This is a genomic window from Kitasatospora sp. NPDC051914 (genome assembly GCF_040680995.1).
Taxonomy (GTDB): Bacteria; Actinomycetota; Actinomycetes; order Streptomycetales; family Streptomycetaceae; genus Kitasatospora.
The window spans coordinates 87,512-105,553 of sequence record NZ_JBFAXX010000004.1; the positions used below are offsets into that span (position 1 = coordinate 87,512).

At 74.6% G+C, this 18,042-nt stretch carries 21 protein-coding genes; 6 read left to right on the forward strand and 15 right to left on the reverse strand.

What is annotated here, in order from left to right; translation table 11 throughout:
• Nucleotides 1-121: 121 nt before the first annotated feature.
• Nucleotides 122-1,165, forward strand: a complete 1,044-nt coding sequence (locus tag AB0M03_RS04620; RefSeq protein WP_363488352.1) for a winged helix DNA-binding domain-containing protein — start codon at nucleotides 122-124, stop codon at nucleotides 1,163-1,165.
• A 146-nt stretch (nucleotides 1,166-1,311) separates the two neighbouring features.
• Entirely contained in the window at nucleotides 1,312-1,731 is a 420-nt protein-coding gene (locus AB0M03_RS04625) for an SPW repeat protein (protein ID WP_363488354.1), read from the forward strand.
• Nucleotides 1,732-1,837: 106 nt separating this feature from the next.
• Here AB0M03_RS04625 and AB0M03_RS04630 read toward each other — a convergent pair whose 3' ends face one another.
• On the reverse strand, nucleotides 1,838-3,232 hold the full coding sequence (locus tag AB0M03_RS04630) for a class II fumarate hydratase (RefSeq protein WP_363488356.1): 1,395 nt from the start codon (nucleotides 3,230-3,232) through the stop codon (nucleotides 1,838-1,840).
• An 82-nt stretch (nucleotides 3,233-3,314) separates the two neighbouring features.
• Nucleotides 3,315-4,172, reverse strand: a complete 858-nt coding sequence (locus AB0M03_RS04635) for a carbon-nitrogen hydrolase family protein (RefSeq protein ID WP_363488358.1) — start codon at nucleotides 4,170-4,172, stop codon at nucleotides 3,315-3,317.
• Between the two features lie 108 nt (nucleotides 4,173-4,280).
• On the opposite strand from AB0M03_RS04635, the gene AB0M03_RS04640 reads away from it, so the two are divergent.
• Complete coding sequence (locus AB0M03_RS04640; protein WP_363488360.1) at nucleotides 4,281-4,604, forward strand: hypothetical protein; 324 nt, start codon at nucleotides 4,281-4,283, stop codon at nucleotides 4,602-4,604.
• A 24-nt stretch (nucleotides 4,605-4,628) separates the two neighbouring features.
• Here the strand turns inward: AB0M03_RS04640 and AB0M03_RS04645 are convergent, their stop codons facing one another.
• Complete coding sequence (locus AB0M03_RS04645; protein WP_363488362.1) at nucleotides 4,629-5,636, reverse strand: chitinase; 1,008 nt, start codon at nucleotides 5,634-5,636, stop codon at nucleotides 4,629-4,631.
• A gap of 237 nt (nucleotides 5,637-5,873) precedes the next feature.
• Here AB0M03_RS04645 and AB0M03_RS04650 point away from each other — a divergent pair, with 237 nt between their 5' ends.
• From AB0M03_RS04650 to AB0M03_RS04660, 3 genes are all read left to right on the forward strand, one after another.
• Nucleotides 5,874-6,608, forward strand: a complete 735-nt coding sequence (locus AB0M03_RS04650) for an ALF repeat-containing protein (protein WP_363488364.1) — start codon at nucleotides 5,874-5,876, stop codon at nucleotides 6,606-6,608.
• Between the two features lie 147 nt (nucleotides 6,609-6,755).
• Nucleotides 6,756-7,130, forward strand: a complete 375-nt coding sequence (locus AB0M03_RS04655; protein WP_363488366.1) for an ADP-ribosylation/crystallin J1 — start codon at nucleotides 6,756-6,758, stop codon at nucleotides 7,128-7,130.
• 73 nt (nucleotides 7,131-7,203) lie between these two features.
• On the forward strand, nucleotides 7,204-8,478 hold the full coding sequence (locus tag AB0M03_RS04660; protein WP_363488368.1) for a multidrug effflux MFS transporter: 1,275 nt from the start codon (nucleotides 7,204-7,206) through the stop codon (nucleotides 8,476-8,478).
• Nucleotides 8,479-8,652: 174 nt separating this feature from the next.
• Here AB0M03_RS04660 and AB0M03_RS04665 read toward each other — a convergent pair whose 3' ends face one another.
• The 12 genes from AB0M03_RS04665 to AB0M03_RS04720 form a co-directional block, all read right to left on the reverse strand.
• Entirely contained in the window at nucleotides 8,653-9,561 is a 909-nt protein-coding gene (locus AB0M03_RS04665) for a hypothetical protein (protein ID WP_363488370.1), read from the reverse strand.
• 42 nt (nucleotides 9,562-9,603) lie between these two features.
• Complete coding sequence (locus tag AB0M03_RS04670) at nucleotides 9,604-10,416, reverse strand: methyltransferase domain-containing protein (RefSeq protein WP_363488372.1); 813 nt, start codon at nucleotides 10,414-10,416, stop codon at nucleotides 9,604-9,606.
• Nucleotides 10,417-10,483: 67 nt separating this feature from the next.
• Entirely contained in the window at nucleotides 10,484-11,392 is a 909-nt protein-coding gene (locus AB0M03_RS04675) for an ABC transporter substrate-binding protein (RefSeq protein ID WP_363488374.1), read from the reverse strand.
• Nucleotides 11,389-12,081, reverse strand: coding sequence for an ABC transporter permease subunit (locus AB0M03_RS04680; protein ID WP_363488376.1), 693 nt, complete (start codon nucleotides 12,079-12,081; stop codon nucleotides 11,389-11,391). Before AB0M03_RS04680 ends, AB0M03_RS04675 begins: the two co-directional genes overlap by 4 nt.
• Nucleotides 12,078-12,737 carry an ABC transporter permease gene (locus AB0M03_RS04685; RefSeq protein ID WP_363488378.1) on the reverse strand — a complete coding sequence of 220 codons (660 nt, stop codon included), beginning with the start codon at nucleotides 12,735-12,737 and terminating at the stop codon, nucleotides 12,078-12,080. The genes AB0M03_RS04680 and AB0M03_RS04685 overlap by 4 nt, the downstream gene beginning before the upstream one ends.
• Complete coding sequence (locus AB0M03_RS04690) at nucleotides 12,727-13,767, reverse strand: ATP-binding cassette domain-containing protein (RefSeq protein WP_363488380.1); 1,041 nt, start codon at nucleotides 13,765-13,767, stop codon at nucleotides 12,727-12,729. The genes AB0M03_RS04685 and AB0M03_RS04690 overlap by 11 nt, the downstream gene beginning before the upstream one ends.
• A gap of 91 nt (nucleotides 13,768-13,858) precedes the next feature.
• Complete coding sequence (locus tag AB0M03_RS04695) at nucleotides 13,859-14,257, reverse strand: rhodanese-like domain-containing protein (protein ID WP_363488382.1); 399 nt, start codon at nucleotides 14,255-14,257, stop codon at nucleotides 13,859-13,861.
• Nucleotides 14,251-14,787, reverse strand: a complete 537-nt coding sequence (locus AB0M03_RS04700; protein WP_363488384.1) for a cysteine dioxygenase family protein — start codon at nucleotides 14,785-14,787, stop codon at nucleotides 14,251-14,253. The genes AB0M03_RS04695 and AB0M03_RS04700 overlap by 7 nt, the downstream gene beginning before the upstream one ends.
• A 371-nt stretch (nucleotides 14,788-15,158) precedes the next feature.
• Entirely contained in the window at nucleotides 15,159-15,398 is a 240-nt protein-coding gene (locus AB0M03_RS04705) for a hypothetical protein (RefSeq protein ID WP_363488386.1), read from the reverse strand.
• Nucleotides 15,359-15,748: a hypothetical protein gene (locus AB0M03_RS04710; protein ID WP_363488388.1), complete on the reverse strand. Its 390-nt coding sequence runs from the start codon at nucleotides 15,746-15,748 to the stop codon at nucleotides 15,359-15,361. The genes AB0M03_RS04705 and AB0M03_RS04710 overlap by 40 nt, the downstream gene beginning before the upstream one ends.
• 129 nt (nucleotides 15,749-15,877) lie before the next feature.
• Nucleotides 15,878-17,317, reverse strand: a complete 1,440-nt coding sequence (locus AB0M03_RS04715; RefSeq protein WP_363488390.1) for a HAMP domain-containing sensor histidine kinase — start codon at nucleotides 17,315-17,317, stop codon at nucleotides 15,878-15,880.
• Nucleotides 17,314-18,024 (reverse strand): response regulator transcription factor, encoded by a 711-nt coding sequence (locus AB0M03_RS04720; RefSeq protein WP_363488392.1) that lies wholly within the window; start codon nucleotides 18,022-18,024, stop codon nucleotides 17,314-17,316. The genes AB0M03_RS04715 and AB0M03_RS04720 overlap by 4 nt, the downstream gene beginning before the upstream one ends.
• Between the last annotated feature and the right edge of the window lie 18 nt (nucleotides 18,025-18,042).

The following is an 18,042-nucleotide window of genomic DNA, read 5'->3' on the forward strand; positions in this document are numbered from 1 at the left end:
GGAAGGGGCTCATGGGCGCGGGGACAGGATCCGAACCTGCGGCCCAGGCCGGCAGCAGTGGCACCCGCGGTACCAGCGAATTTTCCCGTGCTGCCCCGAGGCCCGGCGGGAGAATGGCCGGATGGACGAGGAGGAGCTGCTGCGGCGGCGGATGCAGGCGCAGTTCGGCCGGCCGGCCGGGCGGGCCGCGGCGGTGGCCCGGGAGTCGGGGGGCGTGCAGGCCCAGGACGCCGGGGCGGCCCGGCTGGCGCTGCGGGCGCGCGGGGTGGCGGACCCGGACGAGCCGGGGCGGGCGCTCGCCGCGGGGGAGACGGTGGTGCTGGCGCTGATGCGTGGCACCCTGCACCTGGTGCCGGCCGCGGACGCGCGCTGGCTGCTCGGCCTGTTCGCCGAGCGGAACCTGGCCGCCGGCGCCCGGCGGCGGCGCGAACTCGGCCTGACCGAGGAGGTCTGCGAACGCGCGCTGGAACTGCTGCCCGCCCTGCTGGACGTGCCGCGCAGCCGGGCCGAACTGGTCCGCCTGCTCAACGAACAGGGCCTCGGGATCGACCCGGAGGGCCAGGCCCCGGCCCATCTGATCGGCTTCGCCACGGCGCACGGGGTGCTCTGCCGGGGCGCCGACGTGGCCCCGCGGCAGCCGGGCCACGTGCCGCTGCCCGCGGGCGGCCCGGCCCCGGCCGACCCGGCCGCCGAGCTCGCCGCCCGCTACCTGGCGGCCTTCGGCCCGGCCGGGCCCGCCGACTTCGCGGCCTGGTCGGGCCTGCCGGTGCGGACGGCCAGGGAGGCCGTGGCGGCGTCCGGAGCGGTGGAGGTCCGGCCCGGCCTGTTCGCCGCCGCCGGTGCGGAGGAGTTGCCGGCCGGGCCGCCGGTGGTGCGGCTGCTCGGCGCGTTCGACAACTACGTGCTCGGCTACCGGGACCGGGACGCCGTGCTGCGGCCGGAGTTCGCCCGGCGGATCAATGCGGGCGGCGGGATCGTCCGGCCGGCGCTGGTGGTCGACGGGCGGGTGCTCGGCTCCTGGCGCAGGGAGAAGGGCGAGCTGGTGGTGGAGCCCTTCGAGCGGTTGCCGGGGGCGGTTCGGGAGGGTCTCGCGGAGGAGGCCGCGGCGGTGGCGGCGTTCCTGCAGGCCGACGCGGGGCTGAGGATCGAGCGACCTGCCGGATGATGACAAAAGGGTGATAATCAGGCGTAAAGGTTAGATAAGGGACACAGCGGGTAAAGGGCAGTCGCCTGCCTTGTCACGGACCTTGGAGGTGGTTCCCGGTGTCGACCCAGCTTCCGGGTATGGAGCGCCATCCGGACATCCTTGCAATGCGTGAACACTACGAGCGCGTCACATCGACGATGCTCGCGCAGGGCGTGGAGGCGCTCTGCGTCGTCGCCGGACTCTTCCTGGCGATCTCTCCCTGGGTGGTCGGCTTCGCCCTCTTCCCCGCCGCGGGTGGCATCCAGGGCGTGACCCTGAGCAACCTGATCTGCGGCCTCGCCTTCGCCTTCCTGATGGGCGGCTACGCCACCGCCTTCGAGCGCACCCACGCGCGCGCCTACGCCGGGCTGGCGATCGGCGTCTGGACGATCATCGCCCCGTGGGCGACCGTCGGAGACCAGGCCTTCTACCGGACGATCTGGACCAACGTCGTGACCGGCGGTGTGATGACCTGCCTGGCGGGCGCGGCCATCGCCATGGCGCTGACCGGCATGTCCTCGAGGATGGGCAGGAGCCGCGGATGACGGATACCGACACGGACGATCCGACGGGTGCGGACCACGCGGTCCGCACCCGTCGCCGTTGCCCGCACCCGCACCCGTGCCCGCGGAGCGCCGGCCTGCGCCCGGCTCAGGGCCGGGTCATCCGCAGCACGTCCAGCGCCTCGTCCAACTGCTCCTCCGTCAGCAGCCCGCGCTCCACGTAGCCGCGCTCCAGCACCACCTGGCGGATCGTCTTGCGCTCGGCCAGCGACTGCTTGGCGACCTTGGCCGCCTCCTCGTAGCCGATCCAGCGGTTCAGCGGGGTGACTACCGAGGGCGAGGACTCCGCGTACTCCCGGGCCCGTTCGACGTTGGCGGTCAGCCCGTCCACCGTGCGGTCGGCCAGCAGCCGGGCGGCGGCCGCCAGCAGCCGGACCGACTCCAGGACGTTCCGGGCGATCACCGGAAGCATCACGTTCAGCTCGAAGTTGCCGCTCGCGCCCGCCACCGTGACGGTGGTGTCGTTGCCCACCACCTGGGCCGCCACCATCAGGACCACCTCGGGGATCACCGGGTTCACCTTGCCCGGCATGATCGACGAACCGGGCTGCAGGTCCGGCAGGTTGAGCTCGCCGAGGCCGGTGCGCGGGCCCGAGCCCATCCACCGCAGATCGTTGGCGATCTTCGTGAAGCCGACCGCGACCGTGCGCAACTGACCGCTCAGCTCGACCAGTCCGTCCCTGGCGCCCTGGGCCTCGAAGTGGTCGCGGGCCTCCGTCAGCGGCAGCCCGGTGGCCCGGGCGACCTCGGCGATCACCGCGGTGGAGAACCCCTTCGGGGTGTTGATGCCGGTGCCCACCGCGGTGCCGCCGAGCGGGAGTTCGGCCACCCGGGGGAGCGCGGCGCGCAGCCGCTCCACGCCGTACCGCACCTGCGCCGCATACCCGCCGAACTCCTGGCCGAGGGTGACCGGGGTGGCGTCCATCAGGTGCGTGCGCCCGGACTTGACCACCTCGGCGAACTGCTCGGCCTTCCCCTCCAGCGCGGCCGCCAGGTGCTCCAGCGCCGGCACCAGCTCGCCGGTCACGGCGGCGGTCGCCGCGATGTGGATCGACGAGGGGAACACGTCGTTGGAGGACTGGCTGGCGTTCACGTGGTCGTTGGGGTGCACCGGCCGGCCGAGCCGCTCCGAGGCCAGGGTGGCGATCACCTCGTTGGTGTTCATGTTGGACGAGGTGCCGGAGCCGGTCTGGAAGACGTCCACCGGGAACTGGTCGTCCCAGCGGCCCTCCGCCACCTCCTCGGCGGCCTGCCGGACGGCCTCCGCGACGTCGCCGTCCAGCACCCCCAGCTCCGCATTGACCTTCGCCGCGGCCGCCTTGATCCGGGCCAGCGCCGCGATGTGCGCCCGCTCCAGCCGCTGGCCGGACACCGGGAAGTTCTGCACCGCCCGCTGCGTCTGCGCCTGCCACTTGGCCTCGGCCGGCACCCGGACCTCGCCCATCGAGTCGTGCTCGATGCGGAACTGCTCCTCGTCACCCATGGTGGGACACCTCCTGCACAGCACAACGCGCCGCGGCCCGCGGAATTCCGCACCGGGACGCTCGGATCGGCGATTCAGGGGCTCAGGAAAGGGCGGCGGTGGTGCGGGTCGGGGTGGTGGTGAGGCCGGGCTGGAGGAGGACCGGGTCCTCCGTGCGGGCGCGGGCCAGCTCCTGCGGGTCGAGCAGCACGGTCAGCAGTTCGGGGGCGTCCTCGGGGGCCTCCGCGAGCAGGCGTCCGTCCGGGCCCCAGACGGCGCTGCCGCCGCAGCCGGTGTACGGGCCGGAGCGGCCGACGTGGTTGGCCAGCAGCACGTACAGGGTGTTGTCGAGCGCCCGGGCGGGGAAGACCGTGCGGCGCTGGTGGGCGCCGGGGCCGTGGCCGAAGAGCGCGCCGACCAGGTAGGCGTGCGCGCCGTCCAGGGCGGCGGCGCGGGCGTGCTCGGGGAACCCGGAGTCCCAGCAGACGCCGAGGCCGAGCCGCCAGCCGTCCAGTTCCAGGGTGCAGCCGCCGTCGCCGGCGGAGAAGCCGGCGGCCCGCTCGTTGGGGGTGGCGAACTGCTTGCGGTAGACGGCGGCGAGCCGGCCCGTGCCGTCCAGGGCGAGGGCCGCGATGTGCAGCGCGCCGGTCGTTTCGTCGCGCACCGGGGCGCCGACCACCACCGCGGTGCCGGTCTCGGCGCAGGCGGCGGCCAGCGGGGCGAGCCGGGGGTCGTCGGGGGCGAGGGTGAGGGCGTCCGGGTCGGCGGCGATCCCGGTGGTCTCGTAGCCGGTCAGGAACAGCTCGGAGAGCAGCAGCAGCCGGGCGTCCCGTGCGGCGGCCCGGCGGACCAGTCCGGCGGCGGTGGCGGTGTTCGCGACGACGTCCAGCGGGGCGACGGGGGCCTGTGCGACGGCGACGCGGAGCGGGGAAGCGGGAAGCGCGTGTACAGGGGTACTCACGGGCTACAATCCTTACATGGCGAGGGTGTCGACCTCAAGGCCCCGCCGGGCCGGGACCGGTCCGCGTGGCGCGCGTCCGGGCACCGGGCCCGGTGCCACCATGGCGCCATGACGGACCGACCGGACCCGGCCGCGCGGTACGCGGAGATCGCCGACGAGCTCGCTCCGCGCGGCGCCGTGCAGGCGAAGATGTTCGGCATGCCCTGCCTCAGGGACTCCGCGGGCAAGGCCTTCGCCGGCCTGCACGAGAGCGAACTGGTCTGCCGGCTGGGCCGCGACACGCCCGCCCTCGCCGAGGCGCTGCGGCTCCCGGGCGCCCACATCTTCGACCCGGTGGGCGGCCGGCCGATGAAGGACTGGGCCTGCATCCCGCTCGGTGCGGCCGCCCACTGGGACAACTTCGCCGAGGCGGCCCTGATCGCACCGCGCTGAGCCGCCGCGGCCGGTCGGCCCGGCTCAGCCGTGGTAGCCGGCGACGATCTTCGTGAAGGCGTAGGCGGACTGGCCGATCCCGCTGCACGAGTCGCCCGCCGGGGTGCCGGACGGGCAGGGGCGGTCCCGGTTGACGGCCCAGAAGGTGAACCGTGCCAGGTGGTGTGCCTTGGCGTAGTTCAGCATGGTGGTGAAGTCGCCGGTGGAGACGGTCTCGCCGGCCTCGTCGGTCTTCCCGTTCATCGAGGAGATGCCGATGTGTCGGTACGCGGTCGCGCTGTCGTAGCCGTACGCGGACGCCACCGCCTTCTGCAGGCCGTCGGCGGCCTTGGTGGAGACGCTGCCCATCGAGCCGCTGTGGCCGCCGAAGTCGAACGGCATGATCGTCCAGCCGTCCAGGGCCAGCCCGCTCGCGGCGCCCCGCTTGATCAGGTCCAGGCCGTTGGCGTCCGGCCCGGTCGGCGTGGTGCCGAAGGTCAGGTAGGTGCGGATGCCCGGGTTCCTGCTCTCGACGGTCTTCAGCGCCGAGACCACCCGCTGTCGGACGGCGGCACTGGCGACCTCGGTGTTCTCTATGTCGACGTCGATCGCCTTCAGCTTGTAGGCGTCGATCACCTTCTGGTACGCGGCGGCCAGGGCGCTCGCCGAGCTGCACTTCTCGCCGAGCTTGGCGCCGCTCCAGCCGCCGAACGAGACCACCACGTCGCCGCCGGCCGCCCGGATCGCGTTGATCGCGCTCTGGTCGCTGCCGCCGGTGAGCGGGCGGGTGCCGTCCCACTTGGGGTTGCAGCCGCCGTCGCTGAGCATGAAGGCCAGCGTGAACTGCTTGACCCCGGTGGCCGCCATGACGTCGGTCGGCTTCTGCGGGCTGCCCCAACCCAGGTACTCGTACGGGGCGTTGAGGCCGACCGGGTCGGCGACGGCCGCCTGGCCCGCCGGCGCCAGGGCGAACGCCCCGGCGGTCAGGGCGGTGGCGGTGGCGAGCGCGAGCAGGGGGCGGGCGGGGCCGCGCTTCAGGGCGTGCGAGGGCATGGTCCTCCGTTCGTGGCGGGATGCCGCAGATCATCAGGAAAGTTTCCTAACCGCGGGCGCCCAGCAAAGCAGGCGACCGTGTGCACATCAAGAGGGCGTGCCTTAAGGGAAGTTGAAGACGGAAAAGGGCGCCGCCGCGCCGCGGTCCGCCCGGTCCGCTGTGAAGAATCGGTTCGCCAACGCCCAGGATGATCGCTATACGATCACTCGCGCCTCACCGTGTGAAGATCCGCAGTGATGGCACGACGTCAGACCGTCTCCCCGGCGGTATTCGTGAGCATCCGTCGTTCGCTGGCCGCTGCCGTTTTCGTGGCCGCGGTGTCCGCGCCCGCCGCATTCGGCGCCGCGCCGGCGATGGCCGAGGGCCTGCCGGCCGGCCCGAACACCGGCCGCGGTGTCCGCGAGGCCGCCACCAAGGCCCTCGCCGGCACCCCGGAGGACCGCCGGCACTTCCTCACCGTGGACTTCCCCAGGCTTCGGGCGCAGGACAACCGGGTCAAGCTCGTCCAGCTGATCTCCGCCCCGAAGAACAGCCAGTACCTGCGCGAGGCCGCCCTCAAGGCGCTGAACGGCAGCGACGCGGACATCGAGGAGTTCCTCGCCAAGCTGCCCTCGATCCGGTACGCCGACGACCGGCTCAAGGTCTCCCAGCTGGCCGAGTCCGGCGGCCCCGAGGTGAAGAAGGCCGCCCTCGCCGCACTGGCGGCCGGCACCCACGAGGCGCTCATCGAGTTCCTGACCAAGGGCCTGGCCGAGGCCGAGGCCAAGGACAAGGCCGCGGCCGGCCAGGGCGGCACCGGCGGGACGCAGACCGGCACCGGCGGTACCACCGTCACCCCCGTCTCCGACACCGGGAACGGCACCACCGCGGGCGGCACCGGCTCGACCACCCACCGGCTCGCGTCGACCGGCACCGAGGCGCCGCTCGGCGGCGCCGCGCTGCTGGCGGCCCGCCGCCGCTCGCAGGCGTAGTCGCGAGGACGTACCTCGAACCGGACGGCCGGTGCCGCGGGGACACCCCGGCACCGGCCGTCCGCCGTTCCCGCCCTGGGCAGCCCGCTTTCGGACGGCCGAAAAGGCGTCGCCGCCGCCGCGCCGTCCCGCCTAGGGTGGTGCGCCATGCGAACGACCACCACCCTCTGGCGCCCGACCGGGCCCGAGGAACTCGCGCTCGTCGAGGCCTCGGGACGGCGTGCCTGGCCGCCCCGGCTGCCCGAGCAGCCGATCTTCTACCCCGTGCTCAACGAGGACTACGCGATCCGCATCGCACGGGACTGGAACGTGCCCGCCTCGGGCGCCGGCTACGTCACCCGGTTCGAGGTCGACACCGCCTACCTGGAGCGCTTCCCCGTCCGGCAGGCCGGTGGCGAGACCATCCTCGAACTCTGGGTGCCCGCCGAGGAACTGGAGGAGTTCAACCGTCACATCGTCGGCACCATCGAGGTGGTCCGCACCTTCGGTGCCGCCGACCGGCCGGACGGTGCCCGAGCCTGAGCCCCGCACCGCGGGTTACGGTACGAGTCCCGGCACCCGCGGCCGACCGCGTCCGACGACCCCGAGGAGCTCCATGGCAGGCCCGAGCGTCGACGCCGGCGGCGAGCGGTCCACCACCGCTGCCGCCGGCACCGCAGCCGCCGCCGCGCCGCCCGGCCGGGCCACCGTCGCCGCACTGGGCGGCCTGGTCGCGCTCGGGCCCTTCACCACCGACCTCTACCTGCCGGCCCTGCCCGCCCTCACCGCGGACCTGCACTCCACCGCGCCGGCCGTCCAACTCACGCTCACCGGATCGATGTTCGGCATGGCCGCGGGCCAGCTGGTGTTCGGTCCGCTGAGCGACCGGCACGGCCGCCGCCGCCCGCTGCTCGCCGGCATGGCGGTGTACGCGCTGGCCACCCTGGTCTGCGCGCTCGCCCCCAGCGTGTCGGTGCTGGTGGCCGCTCGCTTCGCCCAGGGCGCGGCCGGGGCGGCCGGCCTGGTGATCGCCCGCGCGATCGCCCGCGACCGGTACGAGGGCGTCGCGATGATCCGCTTCATGGCCTCGCTGGCGATGATCTCCGGCCTCGCCCCGATCGTCGCACCCGTCCTCGGCGCCCAACTGCTGCACGTCACCGACTGGCGCGGCACCTTCGCCGTGCTCGCCGGCCTCGGCGCCGTGCTCACCCTGCTCGCGGCCGCCGTCCTGCACGAGTCGCTGCCCCCGGAACGGCGCCACCGCGGCGGCCTCGCCACCACGCTGCGCGCCATCGGCGGCCTGCTGCGCGAGCGCCGCTTCCTCGGCTACGTCCTCACCAGCACCTTCGCCTTCGGCGCCCTCTTCGCCTACGTCAGCGGCTCCTCCACCGTCCTGCAGGAGGTCTACCGGGTCTCGCCGCAGACCTACAGCCTGCTGTTCGCGGTGAACTCGATCGCCCTGATGGCCTCCACCCAGCTCAACGGCCGGGTACTGGTCACCCGGCTGCGGCCGACCTCGCTGATGCTGCTCGGACTGCTCGCCGCCGTCACGGCCGGCCTCGCCCTGACCCTCTTCGCCGGGGTGTGGGACCTCGGGCTGGCCGCGGTCTGCCCGGCGATGTGCCTGCTGATGGCCTCGATGGGCATGGTCGGGCCCAACTCGGCCGCGCAGGCCCTCACCATGGCCCCGCACGCGGCCGGCTCCGCCTCGGCGATGCTGGGCCTCGGCAGCTTCCTCTGCGGGGCAGTGGTGGCCCCGCTGAGCAGTGCCGGCGGACAGCCCTCCGCGGTGCTGCTGGGCAGCGTGGTGCTGGCCTGCGCGGTGCTGTCGCTGGGGGCGTTCGTGCTGCTCTGCCGGCCCTGGGACCAGCCTTCAGGAGCGACTGCATAGGGCCAGCCCATAGGGGTGCGGGGAACTGCGCAATCGGGATGTGGCCAACGTTGCGATCAGGGCTGACCAGTGGTGCCCTTGTTCGACATGTTGACCGCACTCACATTGCGCAGTTCCCCGCGCCCCTATGGGCTGGCCCTATGGGTTTGCCTGGCCCTGAATCGGACCGGGGCGTCAGCGGCGGCCGCGGGCCAGGAGGGTGGTGCGGGTGCGGGCTGCGAAGTCGGGCTGGGCGGCGGTTGCCACCGCGTCCTGGGCGTTGCCGCCGGGCTTCACCGTGCCGGCCACCGTGTAGATGCCGTACCGGCCCACTGCCGCATGGGTGTTGGCGCAGCCCGCGCTGGTGCAGTACGAGGTGTTGCCGGCCGGGACGAGGCCCTGCACCTGGCCGCGGTGGGAGCCGGCCACGGCGTCGGCGTCGGCCTTGCTGTCGTGGACGGCGATGCCGACGGTCACCGCGCTGCTGCCGGAGGTGTAGGTGGCGCGGAGGATGCTGCGGCAGCCGTGGGCGGCGAGGACGTCGCCGAGGCCGCCGGTGGTGGCCTTCCAGCAGGGGTCGGTGACGGCGGTGGCCAGCCTGGTCCAGGTGCGGCCGTCGACGGTGGCGGTCGCGGGGAAGAGCTTGGCCGGGTCGAGCGGGGCGGTGTCGGTGGCGGCCGAGGAGATGAGCGTCAGCGGGTCGGCCGGGGCGGATGCGCTTGCCGAGGTGCGGCCACCGGCGCTGCCGCTCGGTCGGGCGGAGGCGCCGCCAGAGGCGGAGGCCGAGGCGGACGGCGACGGGGAGGGTGCGGTGGAGCTGCTCGTCAGGACCTCCACCGGTTCCGCTGCGGGGCCGCCGGTGGACGGGGTGCCGGAGGCTGCGGTGGCCGGTGCACCGCCCTTGTCGGAGTCGCCGGCGAGCCCGACCGCGGTGGCCGTGATCCCGCCGACCACCAGGGTGGCGGCGACCATGCCGCCGATGATCTGCAGCTGCTTGCGGCGCTTGACCTCCCGTTCGTGCTGGGCGGCCATGGCCGCCCAGTCAGGCTCGCCCGCACCCGTCGGCCCGCCCCATTCCCGCACCGTGCCCCGCCCGTCAGTCATGCGCGCGATCCTATGAGCTGACGGTCCTACCGGTGCAACCCGTCAGCTCGGGACGGTCGCCGCGGTCAGCAGGTGGCCGCTGACGCCGAGCAGCGAGGGCTCCGACTCGGTGGTGCGCAGCGCGGCGAGCACGGTGGCGCGGCGCTCCGGGTCGTCCAGCCAGTCGTTGACCCCGCCCATCAGCCAGACGGCGCCCTCCAGCCCGTACTGTCGCGCGCCCGCCAGGCCGGCGGCGGCGAACTCGTCGAGGACGTCGGTCGGGTGGTGGAACCAGGCGGTGGTGAACAGCGGGTCGTCCGGGGTGGAGGCGAGCAGGCCGGTGGCCGCGCAGGCGTCGGTCGCGGCGCGCGGGCCGGGCTCGAAGTAGCGTTCCACCCGCAGCTGGTCGTGCAGGCCGGCGAACCGGTTGATGGTGGCGGCGACCACCAGGCCGCCGGGCCGGCACACCCGCCGTGCCTCGGCGAGCGCCCGCAGCCGGTCGGCCCGCTCGGTGAGGTGGTAGAGCGGCCCGAGCAGCAGCACGGTGTCGTACGAGCCGTCGGCGGCCCCGAGCGCGCGGGCGTCGCCCAGGGCGGCCCGGACACCGGGCAGCGCGGAGGCCTGTTCGACGTGCAGCGGTACCGGGTCGACGAGGTCGACCCGGTGGCCGTCGGCGGCGAGCCACTGGGCGTGCACGCCGGCGCCGCCGCCGACGTCCAGCACCCGCTGCGGGGCCGGTCCGAGCAGGCGGCGCAGCACGTCCTGGGTGCGCCAGAACTCCAGCCGGTTGTGGGCGCGTCGCAGCCGGCCCTGCTCGGCGCCGCGGTTGTAGTAGTCGAGGATCTCCGGGCGGACGGTCACGGTGTCGTCGGTCATGCCGAACATCATGATCGTCCGCCCGGGCGCCGGTCACCGGGATTTCCGGCGGCGGCGGTGCGGGCGGTCAGCCCAGACCGTTGGACTTCAGCCAGTCCTTGGCCACGGCGGACGGATCCTCCTTGTCGACGGCCACGCGCTTCATCAGGGCGGTGAGCCCGGCGGTGTCCAGCTTGGCGGAGACGGCGTTGAGGGCGGCCGTGGCGGTGGCGTCCACCCCGGCCTTGTTCACCAGCGGGACGACGTTCTGCACGCTGAACACGTTCTTCGGGTCTGCGAGCGGGACGAGCCCGAGCTGGACGATCCGCGGGTCGGTGGTGAAGACGTTGCCGACCTGCACGGTGCCGTCCTTGAGCGCGTTGGCGGTGGTGTCGCCGGTCGGCTTCCACTCCTTGAAGGTCAGCCCGTACACGTCCTTGAACTGCTGCTCGCGGCGGGACTTGAACTCCGGCGGTCCGCCGATCACCAGCTCGCCGGCCTTGCCGGCCAGGTCCGCCACGGAGGTGAGCTTCAGCCGCTCGGCGGTCTCCTTGCTGACCGTCAGCGAGTCCTTGTCCTCGGCGGAGGCCGGGTCCAGCAGGGCGAGTTCGGCGGGCAGCTTCTGCTGCAGCTCGGCGTCGACGGCCTCGGTGCCGGCGGCGGTGCTCTTGGGATCGAGGTAGCCGAGCAGGGCGCCGTTGTACTCGGGCAGCACGGTCAGGCTGCCGCTCTTCAGCTGCCCGTACAGCACCTCGCGGCTGCCGATGTTGAACTTCTCCTCGACCTTGACGCCCTTGGCCTTGAGGGCCTGCGAGTAGATCGAGGCGAGCAGCACGTTCTCCGGGAAGTTGGCGGAGCCGACGACCACGGTCTTCGAGCCGGCGGGCTTGGATGCGCCGCCGTCCGCGGCGAGCGGGTCGCCGCCGGAGGAGGAGCAGGCCGCCGCACCCAGCACGAGGGCGGCTGCGGCGAGGGTTCGGACCAGGCGGGTCGTCATGGGGTTTCCTTCGGTCGGACGGTACGGCGGGTGCGCGCCCCCGGCGGGAGCGAGCGGCGGATCAGCGGGGCGAAGAGCAGCTGCGCGGCGACGGCCAGCAGGACGACCAGCAGGGCGCCGCCGACGGTGGCCGGGTAGTCACGGGTTGCCAGCCCGTCGACCACGTACCGGCCGAGGCCGCCGAGGCCCACGTAGGCGGCGACGGTGGCGGTGGCGATGGTCTGCACGGCGGCGGTGCGCAGCCCGGCGAGCAGGGTGGGGAGGGCGGCGGGCAGGCAGACCTGCCACAGCACCTGGCGGTGGGTCAGCCCGATGCCGAGCGCGGCGTCGCGGACGGTCGGGTCGGTGCCGCGGACGCCCTCGGCGGCGGCCACCAGCAGCGGCGGCGCGGCCAGTGCCACCAGCGGGACGAGCACGGCGGTGTCGCCGACCCCGGCGAGCAGCACGGCCAGCGTCACCAGGCCGAGGGTGGGCAGGGCGCGGGCGGTGCCGGTGAGCGCGGTGACCACGAAGGCCCCGCGGCCGGTGTACCCGATCAGCAGCCCGAGCGGGACGGCGAGCACGGCGGCCCACAGCAGGGCCTCCCCGCAGAACACCAGGTGTTCGGCGATCCGGTGGCCGATCGCGTCCGGGCCGCTCTGCCGGGCGGGGGCGGTGAAGAAGGTCTGGAGCCAGCCGAGCCAGTTCACCGGGCACCTCCGGCGGCCCAGGGGGCGAGCAGCCTGCGGGCGAGCACGAGCAGCAGGTCGGTGGCGAGCGCGAGCAGGGCGACGAGGGCGATTCCGGCGACGATCGGGGTCGGGAAGGTCCGCTGGAAGCCGTCGACGAAGAGGTAGCCGAGGCCGCCGCGGCCGATCAGGGCACCGACCGCGGCCAGCGAGATGGAGGAGACCGCGGCCACCCGGACGCCGGCCACCAGGTACGGCACGGCGGCGGGCAGTTCGACCGCGGCCAGTCGGCGCCACGGTCCGTAGCCGAGCGCGGTGGCCGCCTGCCGGACGTCCTCCGGTACGGCCCGCAGCCCGTCCACCGTGGCCGGCAGCAGGACGGCCAGGGCGTAGCAGGTCAGCGGCACCATGACGGTGGCCCGGGTGGCCAGCCCGGTGTACGGGATGAGCACCACGAAGACGGCGAGCGCGGGCAGCGCGTAGACCACGTTGAAGACCGCGGCGAGCGGCTGGTAGAGCCTGGGCAGCCGGGCGCAGGCGAGGCCGAGCGGGACGGCGGCGGCCAGCGCGATCAGCACCGGGACGAGCGAGATCACCGCGTGGTCCAGCGTCAGGTCGCGCAGGTAGCCGAGGTGGTCGAGGATCCACTGCCTGCGGACGAGCGGTTCACCGTCCACCGGACGGCTCCTCGCTGTGGGGGCCGAGAGCGGCGAGGACGGCGGCCCGGGTGGCCAGGCCGGTGGCCCGGCCGGCGGCGTCCACCGCGACGGCGGCGCCGGCGGGGGAGAGCACGGCGGCGTCCAGTGCGGCGCGCAGGCTGTCGGTGGCGGGGGCGAACACCGGGGCGGGCCGCCGTTCGCCCCCGCGCACCCAGGCCTCCGGCCGGCCGTGGCCGTCCAGGGCGAGCCGCCAGCCGTGCTGTTCGCCGCCTGCGGGCAGCAGGGCCACGCCGGCGGCCGGGCGCAGGCCGAGGCCGCGCAGGCCGCGGTCCCGGCCGAGGAAGGCGGCCACGCCGTCGTCCGCGGGTGCGGTCAGCAGGGTGTGCGGGTCCGCGTGCTGGGCGATCCGGCCGTGCTCGCGGAGCACCACCACCCGGTCGCCGAGCCGGACGGCCTCCTCGATGTCGTGCGTCACGAAGAGCACGGTCTTGTTCAACTCGGACTGCAGCCTGAGCAGTTCCTCCTGCAACCCGGCCCGGACGACCGGGTCGACCGCGCTGAACGGCTCGTCCATCAGCAGCACCGGCGGGTCGGCGGCGAGCGCCCGTGCGACGCCGACCCGCTGCTGCTGGCCGCCGGAGAGCTGGAAGGGGTAGCGGCGGGCGGTCTCCGGGGGCAGGCCCACCAGTTCCAGGAGTTCGGCGGCGCGGGCCCGGGCCTTCCTGCGGTCCCAGCCGAGCAGCCGGGGCACGGTGGCGATGTTGTCCAGCACCCGGCGGTGCGGGAACAGCCCGGCCTGCTGGATGACGTAGCCGATGCCGCGGCGCAGCCGGGCGGCGTTCAGCCCGGCCACGTCGGCGCCGTCCAGCAGAACCCGGCCGGCGGTCGGCTCGACCATCCGGTTGACCATCCGCAGGATGGTGGTCTTGCCGCAGCCGGACGGGCCGACCAGGACGGTTATTCGGCCGGCCGGGACGTCGAGGTCCAGGCCCTCGACGGCCACGGTGCCGTCCGGATGGCGCTTGCCGGCGCCCTCGAATGTGATCACGTGTGGTTCTCTGCAGCCTGACGAGTAGTGAGGTGGAAACGGGTGATGCGGATGTGACAAACGAACACCTGATCGGGTCCCCGGGGAAACGTCAGGTCAAACCCCCGTCGGCCGAAAGGGTGGGCAGGCCGGCGGCGGCCCAGGCGACGAAGCCGCCGTCCAGGTCGGTCGCCCGGTGAAGTCCGAGTTCACGCAGGCTCGCGGCCGCCAGGCTGGAGGCGTACCCCTCGGAGCAGACCACGATCCAGTGCACCCCGTGGTCCGACGCCTCCGGGATGCGGTGGCTGCCCGCCGGATCGAGCCGCCACTCCAGCACGTTCCGCTCGATCACCAGCGCACCGGGGATGCCGCCCTCGCGGGCCCGCTGCGCCACCGGCCGGATGTCCACCAGCAGCGCGCCCCCGGCCACCGCCGCGTACGCCTCCGCCGGGCCGGGCCGGTGCACCCCGGCGCGGGAGCGGGCCACCAGGTCCTCGATCGTCGTCACCACTGCTCCGGCCCTTCCTCTGCGGTGCGGACCAGGCCGCCGGCCCGCAGTTCGTAGCGCGTCATCCCGCTCAGCGGCGGCGAGTACGCATGGATCGTCACGGCCGGCCCGGACGAGGTGTTGCGGACGTCGTGCAGGTACTCCGCGCCGAACGCCCGGACCGCCCCCGAGGCCACCCGGCGGATCAGCAGCCCGTCCTGCGGGCCGCCCAGCGACAGCTCCTCCACCTCGCCCAGGGCCACGGCGAACGCACCGCGCGAACCGCCGTGGTCGTGGAACCCGGTGGACTGCCCGGGCAGCCAGCTGATCAGCCAGACCTCGTGGTCCTCGGCGCTCTCCAGGCGCTCGTACCAGCGCTCCCCGGTGGCGAGCCGCACCCGGTGGATCCACCGGTCGGGCTGCTCGGCGAGATCGCGGACGATCGCCCGCAGGGCGTTCGGCGACAGCGGACGGGACACCCCGCCGGCGGGATCGCCTGCGGGTGCGGTCGGGGTTGCGGGTACGGCTGCGGGTGCGGCGAAGTCCAGGCTCATGGAACGTCCTCGGATGACCGGAGGGGCGGCCGGCGCACACGGGCACAGCGGTGCACAGGCCGAAGGATGGAGGGCTTCAGGAGCGGACGGTCCCGGCGGGTGCCGAACGGATCAGGCACCCGCCCCGGAGAACGGCACGGGGCGGAACGGAACCGTCAGCAGGCACACATGTCGCTCGCCTGGCGTCGCAGATCGACGTGCAGGCGGCAGACCAGGGAGGTGCCGGGCTTCATGCGCCGATCGTTCACGACGCGAGCGGGCCGCGTCAAGCCGCGTCCGGCAGACGGGAGGCAGGGGTGCCCCGATCGGCGGGCACACGGGAGCGGCCCGCCCCGGGATCGTCCGGGACGGGCCGCTTCCACGACTCGTCGTCAGTTGTTCTGCGTGGCATCCGTGTCGGCCTGGGCGGCGGCGCTCTCCGCGGCGTCCAGCTTCTGCTGCATCTGCTGCGTGCCGTCGTCCTGCTGGGACTGCACGGCCTTGCCGGCACCGTCCCCGTGCGGCCCGCAGCCCGTCAGCAGCAGGGCGGCGGCCGCGGCGAGCGCCGCGACGGCGGCACCGGCCCGGCGGCTCACTTCGACCCCGCCGAGGACGACGGCTGCTTGGCGCACCAGTCGGCGACCGCCTTCAGGTCGTTCTGCCGCAGCACCAGGGTCGGCACCAGGGTCTTGCGGAAGTCCAGACGGTCGTTGAGGAACGTGTACACCTCCGTGTGGCCGGCGGCCTTGGCCTCGGCCACCCGCTTCTCCAGCCGTGCCACGGAGCCGGCGACCGTGGCGTCGCCGTTCAGCCGCTTCAGCGCTTTGTCGATACGGGCCTGGGCGGCCGGCAGGCGCTTGCAGATCACCTTGGCGCCGTCGCCCTTCGGCGTGGCGGCGGCCTGCGCGGGGGTGGCGCCCGCAAGCACGGAACCTGCCAGGGCGAGGGCCCCGAGCGCGGCGGCCTTGCGGTTCAGGGGCATGGCGGTCTCTCCTCCGGATACCTGTGGGATCGGACGCCGGCGAGCGTAGGACGCCTTCTTGTGGAAACCCTGTGACCGCAGGATCCCCATGTCCGGGGACGCTCCGGTGCCCCCGCGGCGCCGTCCGGGTCAGCCGCTGATCCAGTCGCGGCGGGCCGGCAGCACCAGGGTCGGCGCCTCCGGGCGCAGCAGCGGCAGCCGCACCTCGAAGCGGCTGCCGGCGCCGCCCGGGCCCTCGGTGACGGCCACCGTGCCGCGGTGCAGCGCCACCTGCTGCGCCACCAGGGTCAGCCCCAGGCCGGAGCCCGGGCTGCCCGGGCGGCGGTGGAAGCGCTGGAAGACCGCCGTCCGCTCGGCCGGCGGCACGCCCGGCCCGGAGTCGTCCACGGTGAGCACCGCCGAGCCGCTGCGCCCGGCCCGCAGCCGGACGGCGATCCGGGCCGGTCCGCCGCCCGTCCGGCCGTGCACCGCGGCATTGCCGAGGAGGTTGGCCAGCAGGATGCGCAGCCCGGCCTCCCAGCCGAACACCCTGACCCCGGAGGCGGCTTCGACCTCGACGGCGGCCTCCGGGTGGCGCCGGACGGCCTCCGCTGCGGCCGCCTCCACCAGGTCGCCCAGGTCGAGGGCGGCGAAGGCGGAGAGCTCCACCAGGTCGCCGACGGCGAGGGACCGCAGGGCGCTCAGCACGTCCTCCAGCCGGGCGTGGTCGGCGGCCAGTTCGGAGACGATCTCGGCCCGTTCGGCGGCGTCCAGGCCGGGGTGGGCGGCCAGCACGTCGAGGTTGGTGCGCATCGCGGTCAGCGGGGTGCGCAGTTCGTGCGAGGCGGCCGAGGAGAACGACCGCGCGGTGTCCAGCGCCTGGGCGGTGCGGGCGGCCTGTTCGTCGTAGCGGGCGAGCAGCAGCGAGAGGGCCGCGGCGAGTTCGTCGACCTCGGTGACGCCGCTGCGGTGGTGCTCCAGCGAGCCGGCGCCGGTGCGCGGGTCGAGAGCGGCCGCCCTGCCGCTGAGCCGGCGCAGCGAGCCGGTGGCCCGCCCGGCCAGTCCGAAGGCCAGCAGCCCGGCGACCGGGGCGGCCAGCAGGGCCACCAGCAGCACCCGTCGGCGGACGGCCTTCACCTGCGGGTCGACCGCCGTGGACGGTTCCACCAGCCACAGCGTGCCCCGGTTCGCGCCGTTCACCGGGACGGCCAGCACCCGCCAGGCCCGCCCGGCGTCCCGGACGGTGGCCGGGCCGCCGCCGGCCGCCGGCAGCGGCACCGACTCGGCGGGCTGCGGGCCCACCGCCAGCCGTACCGCGCCGTCGGCGCCGGTCAGCCGGACACCGGAGTCCAGTGCGCCGTCGAGGACCTTGCGCTGCTGGTTCTGTTCGGCCTTCGGCCGGTTGCGCGCGTCCGCGGCCAGCAGGGTCCGGGCGCTGGGCAGGACGGCCGCCGCCCGGGCCCGCAGCAGGTCGTCCTGCTGGCGCAGCAGGTCGCGGTGGACGAGGCCGAGCAGCAGCAGCCCGGCCGCCAGCACCAGCAGCGGCACCAGCACGGTCACCGACAGCGCGATCCGGGTGGAGAGCTTCACCGGGCGCTCCCGTCGGCCGGTGCGCGCAGGACGAAGCCGACCCCGCGCACGGTGTGGATCAGCCGCGGCCGCCCGCCGTCCTCCAGCTTGCGGCGCAGGTAGCTGACGAAGGTGTCGACGGCGTCGCTGCGGACGTCGAAGTCGTAGCCCCAGACCCGGTCGAGGAGCTGGTCCCGGGTGAGCACCAGGCCGGCGTTCCGGACGAGCTGCGCGAGGAGCTCGAACTCGCGCCGGGTGAGCTGGACTTCGGCGCCCTCCCAGTGCACCTGGCGGGTGGCGGGGCTGACCGTCAGCGGCCCGGCGCGCAGCACGTCGGAGGGCGGGGCGGGCCGGCGGCGGAGCAGGGCGTGCAGCCGCAGCACCAGCTCCTCCAGGGCGAAGGGCTTCACCAGGTAGTCGTCCGCGCCGGCCTGCAGTCCGGCGACGCGGTCGGCGAGTTCGTCCATCGCGGAGAGCATCAGCACGGGGGTGTCGTCGCCGCGGGCGCGCAGCGCCCGGCACACGTCGGTGCCGCTGAGGCCGGGCATCGACACGTCGAGGACCAGCACGTCGGGGGGTTCGGCGGAGGCCAGTCGGAGGGCCGACTCGCCGTCCTCGGCGACGGCCACGGTGAAGCCGCTCAGCCGCAGGCCCCGCTGCAGGGAGCGCCGGATCGCCGCGTCGTCGTCCACCACCAGCACCCGGCCGGCCTGCGGGCCTGCGGTCATCGGCGCCTCCTCGGGTCG